Source organism: Streptomyces swartbergensis, from assembly GCF_002148965.1.
In the GTDB taxonomy this organism is placed as follows: Bacteria; Actinomycetota; Actinomycetes; order Streptomycetales; family Streptomycetaceae; genus Streptomyces; species Streptomyces swartbergensis.
In genome coordinates, this window is the sequence record NZ_NGFN01000457.1 from 1 (window position 1) to 5,742 (window position 5,742).

The 5,742-nt window shown below is 69.8% G+C and carries 5 protein-coding genes; 3 read left to right on the forward strand and 2 right to left on the reverse strand.

The features are described from left to right. Positions 1-174 precede the first annotated feature (174 nt). A complete protein-coding gene (locus CA983_RS39770) occupies positions 175-996 on the reverse strand; it encodes a serine/threonine-protein kinase (RefSeq protein WP_086605561.1) in 822 nt (273 codons plus the stop codon). Further along, positions 993-2,048 carry a LacI family DNA-binding transcriptional regulator gene (locus CA983_RS39775; protein ID WP_086605562.1) on the reverse strand — a complete coding sequence of 352 codons (1,056 nt, stop codon included), beginning with the start codon at positions 2,046-2,048 and terminating at the stop codon, positions 993-995. Before CA983_RS39775 ends, CA983_RS39770 begins: the two co-directional genes overlap by 4 nt. A gap of 397 nt (positions 2,049-2,445) precedes the next feature. On the opposite strand from CA983_RS39775, the gene CA983_RS39780 reads away from it, so the two are divergent. The 3 genes from CA983_RS39780 to CA983_RS39790 are packed head-to-tail and all read left to right on the forward strand — an operon-like array spanning position 2,446 to position 5,723. Next, positions 2,446-3,771 carry an extracellular solute-binding protein gene (locus CA983_RS39780; protein ID WP_086605563.1) on the forward strand — a complete coding sequence of 442 codons (1,326 nt, stop codon included), beginning with the start codon at positions 2,446-2,448 and terminating at the stop codon, positions 3,769-3,771. Positions 3,772-3,776: 5 nt separating this feature from the next. Next, positions 3,777-4,790: a carbohydrate ABC transporter permease gene (locus tag CA983_RS39785; protein ID WP_086605564.1), complete on the forward strand. Its 1,014-nt coding sequence runs from the start codon at positions 3,777-3,779 to the stop codon at positions 4,788-4,790. Positions 4,791-4,802: 12 nt separating this feature from the next. Beyond that, positions 4,803-5,723, forward strand: a complete 921-nt coding sequence (locus CA983_RS39790) for a carbohydrate ABC transporter permease (protein ID WP_086605565.1) — start codon at positions 4,803-4,805, stop codon at positions 5,721-5,723. The last annotated feature ends 19 nt before the right edge of the window (positions 5,724-5,742 follow it).

The window sequence follows — 5,742 nt, forward strand, 5'->3', positions numbered from 1 at the left end:
TCAAGTTCCTGTGCCGAGGGGCGATCAGCCCGTACTGGCTCGGTGTGCACGAGGCCGTCGTCACCGAGCCCCTCCGGCCCGACCCGGCCGAGATCGCCTGGCACGGGTGGGTCGGGGAGCGGGAGCTTCAGGAGGCGTTCCGGCGGTGGATGTTCGTGCCGGACGCGGTGGATGTCATGCGGCGTTGTCCGGGGCGCCGTGTGCCGAGCGCCGCCACGCCGCGGCCAACTCCGCCACGGTCGTGAAGCGTTCGGCCGGGTCCGGGCGCGTGGCCCGCTCCACGAGCGTCAGTTGGGCCGCCGTGCCTCGCCAAGCAGGCCTCTCGCCGGCCGTGCTCAGGAGGAGGCGGATGGCGCGGCCCAGGGCGTGCACGGTGGTGCGGGTGTCGATCGTCGAACCGCGTCGCCATTCCTCCGGGGCCATGAAGCGCCGTGAGCCGGGCAGGCGGTCCGCCTGGAGCGTGAACGGGCCCGGGCGGTACTCGTCGAGGTCGATCAGGTGGAGTTCGCCGGCGTCGAAGTCGTAGAGGAACGCGCCGTCGTAGAGGTCGACGGCTACGAAGCCCGCGGCCTCCACCGCCAGGTGGGCGTCCAAGAGATGGCCGACGGCGCGCAGGACCCGGGGGACAGGGAGGGCTTGTAAGCGGGCCAGGGGGCCTGCGTGCCGTAGGCGCGCGGGCGAGTACAAAAGCTCCCCGTCGTGCCAGGGCATCACCGCCGCCGTGCGCCCCTCCCCCGCCGCGAACCGGTGCAGCTGGGGGACGATCACCGGATGCCGTACCGCCCGGTGGAAGGCCCAGGCGCGGTTCAGCGAGTGCTGGGCGGCGTCGGTCGTCGCCTCCTTCACGAACCAGCGTTCCCCGTCGGCGAGCCGGACCCCGTACGACACACAGCCCGAGTCCTGGTCGCGGAAGGCCCGGAAGACCTCGCCCACCGTGCGCAGGTACGGCTCGGTCCGAGCGACCTCGGCGATGTCCAGCAGGGGATGCGGCGTCACGACGACGACCGGGGCACCAGTTCCGTGGCGAGGACGACCTGCCGTCGGTCCAGCCCCCGGGACGCCAGGGGGCGGCGGTCGGCGACCTCGGTGAGGAGGAGGTCGATCATCCGGCGGCCCATCACCTCGATGGGCTGGCGGACGCTGGTGAGGGGCGGTTCCATGTGGCGGGCGATGGCGGAGTCGTCGTAGCCGACGAGCGCCACGTCGTCGGGGATGCGGCGCCCCGCCTCGCGCAGCGCCTGCCGGGCGCCGGCGGCGGTGACGTCGGAGGCGGCGAAGACCGCGTCCAGGTCGGGGCGGCGCTCCAGCAGTGCCGCCATGGCGCGGCTGCCGCCCTCCTCCGTGAAGTCACCCGGCTCGATCAGCGCCTCGTCCGCCTCGTGGCCCGCGTCGCTCAGGGCGTCGCGGTAGCCCTCGATGCGGCGCTGGGCGCCGTAGACGTCGAGGCGGCCGGTGATGTGGGCCACCCGGCGGCGGCCGCGGGACAGCAGGTGCTCGACGGCCTGGCGGGCGCCGCCGTAGTTGTCGGAGTCGACCGACGGCAGTGTCTCCGCCGCCGATCGCGGGCCGCTGATCACCGCCGGGATGTCCAGCTGGGCCAGCAGGTCGGGCAGTGGATCGTCCGCGTGGACCGAGACCAGCAGGACGCCGTCCACCCGGTGGGCGGCCAGGTACTGGGCGAGGCGGCGGCGTTCGCGGTCGCCGCCCGCGAAGATCAGCAGCAGCTGCATCTCCGTGTCGGACAGCTCCGCCCCGACGCCCTTCAGAATGTCCGAGAAGTACGGCTCCGAGAAGAACCGGGTCTCCGGCTCGGGGACGACCAGGGCGATCGCGTCCGTGCGGTTGGCGGCCAGGGCGCGGGCCGCGGTGTTCGGGACGTAGCCGAGCTCGGCGACCGCCGCCTCGACGGCCGCGCGGGTCGCGTCGCTGACCCGGGGCGAGCCGTTGATCACCCGGGACACCGTGCCGCGGCCGACACCGGCGCGCGCCGCCACCTCTTCGAGGGTGGGCCGGCCACCGCTTCGGCCCCGCGCTCCGTGGCTTGCCATGGGCTCCGCCTTCCCGTCCACACCCGCACTCTGCGGCTGGCCTGGAATTTAACAGGCTTGTCAGCGGTAGTGACCGCTACCGAGGCCAGCCGCCCCCGGCCTTCCGCTTCGGCCGGCGAGCCGGTCCGGGCCGGCTTGATCCCGTCGCCCCGGGCCGAAGGGGCTCCGGCTCGGGTCCAGTTAACGTCCCGATAACTGAACGCGTCTCTCCCTGTCCGGTCCCTTGACACCCCCGCCGCGACCGGAGACCCTTCAACACATCACTCGTGGGAGCGCTCCCACAGTACCTGACACATACACAACCCGCACGTTCCCCGCCCGAGCCGCAGCGAGTAAAAACGGGTCCAACCATGCAGTTGGCCGGGGGGTCGGCACGTCAGGGCAACAGGAGGACGACATGCGAGCACGCATCCGAACCGCCCGCAAGGCGATGGTCCTCGCGGCCGCCGCGTCGCTGGGCGCCGGGCTGCTGGCCGGCTGTGCCGACGACGGCAAGAGCGACGGTTCCGGCTCCTCGGACGGCGACAGCGGCGGCAAGACCACGATCTCGGTGGGTCTCTTCGGCACCATGGGCTTCAAGGAAGCCGGTCTCTACGCCGAGTACGAGAAGCTCAACCCGAAGATCAAGATCGCCGAGAACGCCGTCCAGCGGAACGAGAACTACTACCCGGCGCTGCTGAACCACCTGACCACCAACAGCGGTCTGCTGGACGTCCAGGCCGTCGAAGTCGCGAACATCGCCGAGGTCACGGCCACCCAGGCCGACAAGCTCGAGGACATGTCCAAGGCTCCGGGCGTGGACAAGAGCAAGTGGCTGCCCTGGAAGTGGCAGCAGGCCACCACCAAGGACGGCCGGACCATCGGCCTCGGCACCGACGTCGGCCCCATGGCGATCTGTTACCGCACGGACCTCTTCAAGCAGGCCGGCCTGCCCACCGACCCCGCCGAGGTGGGCAAGCTGTGGGCCGGGGACTGGGCCAAGCTCGTCGACGCCGGTGAGCGCTACAAGTCGAAGGCCCCCAAGGGCACCTTCTTCATGGACTCCCCCGGCGGTCTGATCCAGGCGATCCTGGGCAGCGAGAAGGAGAAGTTCTACGACGCCTCCGGGAAGGTCATCTACAAGACCAACCCGGCCGTCAAAGCCGCCTTCGACCTGACCGCGGAGGCCGCCGAGAAGGGCCTCGTCCAGTCGCAGACGCAGTTCCAGCCGGGCTGGAACTCCTCGATCGCCAACAACAAGTTCGCCGCCATCGCCTGCCCGCCGTGGATGCTCGGCACGATCAAGGGCTACTCGAAGCCGGACGCGGCCGGCAAGTGGGCCGTGGCCACCGCGCCCAAGGGCGGCAACTGGGGCGGCACCTTCCTCACCGTGCCGAAGAGCGGCAAGAACGTGAAGGAAGCCCAGAAGTTCGTGACCTGGCTGACCGCGCCGGAGCAGCAGGCGAAGCTGTTCAAGGTGCAGGGCAGCTTCCCGAGCGCCCCGTCCGCCTACACCATGCCCGAAGTGACGGGCGCCAAGAACGAGATGACCGGTGACCAGCAGATCGGCTCGATCTTCGCGGAGGCCGCCAAAGCCGCCCCGGTCCAGGTGATCGGCCCGAAGGACCAGATCATCATGCAGGGCCTGACGGACAACGGCGTGATCCTGGTGACGAAGGGCAAGTCGGCCGAGGAGGCCTGGGACTCCGCCGTCAAGACCATCGACAACAAGCTGGACCAGTGACCCGCATGGCCACCCGCCACGACACCGCCGCGCCCCCCGCCGAGGGGGGCGCGGCCCCGGGCCGCCCGTCGGCGGACCCCGTGTCCCTGGAGAAGGAACGGCGGCGCCGGGACCGGCTGTCCCGCCGCTGGCAGCGGGACATCCGCTGGAGCCCGTACGCCTTCGTCTCCCCGTTCTTCCTGCTGTTCGTCGCCTTCGGCCTGTTCCCGCTGATCTACACGGGCTGGGCGTCGCTGCACCAGGTGGAGCTGACCGCGCCGACCGACATGAACTGGGTCGGACTGCGCAACTACACCCGCATCTTCGACGACGAGTTCTTCTGGAACGCGGCGAAGAACACCCTGACCATCGGCATCATCTCCACCGTCCCGCAGCTGCTGATGGCGATGGGCATCGCCCACATCCTCAACTACAAGCTGCGGGCCTCGACCTTCTTCCGGGTCGCGATGCTCGCCCCGTACGCGACGTCGATCGCCGCGGCCTCGCTGGTGTTCGTGCTGCTCTTCGGCCGTGACTACGGCATGATCAACTGGGCGCTCGACATGGTCGGCATCAACCCGGTCGACTGGCAGAACGACAAGTGGTTCTCGCAGATCGCCGTCTCGACGATCATCATCTGGCGCTGGACCGGCTACAACACGCTGATCTACCTGGCCGCGATGCAGGCGATCCCGCAGGACCTGTACGAGTCCGCGGCCCTGGACGGGGCCAACCGCTGGCAGCAGTTCATCCATGTGACGCTGCCGGCGCTGCGACCGACGATTCTGTTCACGTGTGTCGTGTCGACGATCGGCGCGAGCCAGGTCTTCGGCGAGCCGCTGCTGTTCGACGCCAACCAGGGCACCTCCGGCGGCGCGGAGCACCAGTTCCAGACGCTCGGTCTGTATCTGTACGAGCAGGGCTGGGTCGCCCACCACCTGGGCCGTGCCTCGGCGATCGCCTGGACGATGTTCCTGATCCTGATCGTCATCGGCATCGTCAACTACGTCATCTCGCGCCGGCTGCGCGCCAGTAGTTAAGGAGTTCCGGCCGTGACGACGACTGTGACGCCCCAGGACGCACCGCCGCCCGGCGCTGCGCCCGCCAAGGAGTCCAAACGCCCCCGTCTGCCGAAGTCCGCGCGGGCCGGCGGGCAGTTGCACGGCGGTCCGATCGCGTACGCGATCCTCATCGTGTTCACGATCGTGTCGCTGTTCCCGCTGGTGTGGACGGCGATCGCCGCCTCGCGTGACAACCAGCGGCTCGCGCAGACGCCGCCGCCGTTCTGGTTCGGCTCGGGTCTGTTCGACAAGCTGGAGATCGCCTGGAAGGACGCCAACCTGGGTGAGGCGTTCTTCAACACCACGATCGTGGCGGGCACTTCGGCGCTGACCATCGTCTTCCTGTCGACGATCGCCGGTTTCGCCTTCGCCAAGCTGCGGTTCCGGGGCCGTGGCGCGCTGATGCTGATCGTGATCGGCACGATGATGGTGCCGCCGCAGCTGAGCGTGATCCCGCTGTACATGATGGTCGCCAAGCTCGACTGGACGGACCAGCTGCAGGCGGTGATCTTCCCCTCGCTGGTGAGCGCGTTCGGTGTGTTCTTCATGCGGCAGTACCTGATCCAGGCGCTGCCGGACGAGATCATCGAGGCCGCCCGGGTCGACGGGGCGAGCAGCTGGCGCGTGGTGTGGCACGTGGTGTTCCCGGCGGCGCGGCCGGCGATGGCCGTGCTCGGGATGCTGACGTTCGTGCAGACCTGGAACGACTTCATGTGGCCGTTCCTGGTACTGACCCAGATGGGCAACCCGACCGTTCAGGTAGCGGTCGCGGGCCTGGGCCGCGGCTACACCCCCGACCAGTCCCTGATCATGGCGGGCGCGCTGCTCGGCACGCTGCCGCTGCTGCTGGTCTTCGCGATCTTCGGCAAGCAGATCGTGGGCGGCATCATGCAGGGCGCCGTCAAGGGCTGACGCCCGGTCTCACCTGCCC

Excerpts from the sequence above, each read along its gene's own strand:
- CA983_RS39775 (WP_086605562.1), bottom strand. The coding sequence starts at position 2,048 with ATGGCAAGCCACGGAGCGCGGGGCCGAAGCGGTGGCCGGCCCACCCTC.
- CA983_RS39780 (WP_086605563.1), top strand. The coding sequence starts at position 2,446 with ATGCGAGCACGCATCCGAACCGCCCGCAAGGCGATGGTCCTCGCGGCC.
- CA983_RS39785 (WP_086605564.1), top strand. The coding sequence starts at position 3,777 with ATGGCCACCCGCCACGACACCGCCGCGCCCCCCGCCGAGGGGGGCGCG.